At 31.7% G+C, this 249-nt stretch carries 1 protein-coding gene; it reads right to left on the bottom strand.

What is annotated here, in order from left to right; all coding sequences use genetic code 11:
* Positions 1–66: 66 nt before the first annotated feature.
* Positions 67–249 (bottom strand): transposase (locus tag LMB57_RS00400; RefSeq protein WP_001830492.1); only part of this gene is annotated, 183 nt, incomplete at its 5' end.

Below are 249 nucleotides of genomic sequence, written 5' to 3'. Positions count from 1 at the left end.
GGGTATCTGTCAACTGGTATGGTTGACTAAAAATACTTCCTACGAAAATGTAGGGGGTATTTTTTTTTATGAAAAAATACAATCAATTCTTAAAAAGAAAAATTTTTGATTAGCAAAACCATAACAAGTTCGTTTTAGGGTTTTGATTTTGCGATTGATGCCTTCTAAGGGACCATTAGAGTATTCAAATTTAGCACTATTTAAGACATATTTTCTGTTTTGACGAAGGGTTTGAATAGCGGTGTCCAT

Source organism: Limosilactobacillus secundus (assembly GCF_020784695.1).
Classification (GTDB): Bacteria; Bacillota; Bacilli; order Lactobacillales; family Lactobacillaceae; genus Limosilactobacillus; species Limosilactobacillus reuteri_F.
Note: the sequence above shows the minus strand (reverse complement) of the source record. Positions and strands in the feature narration are given on the sequence as shown.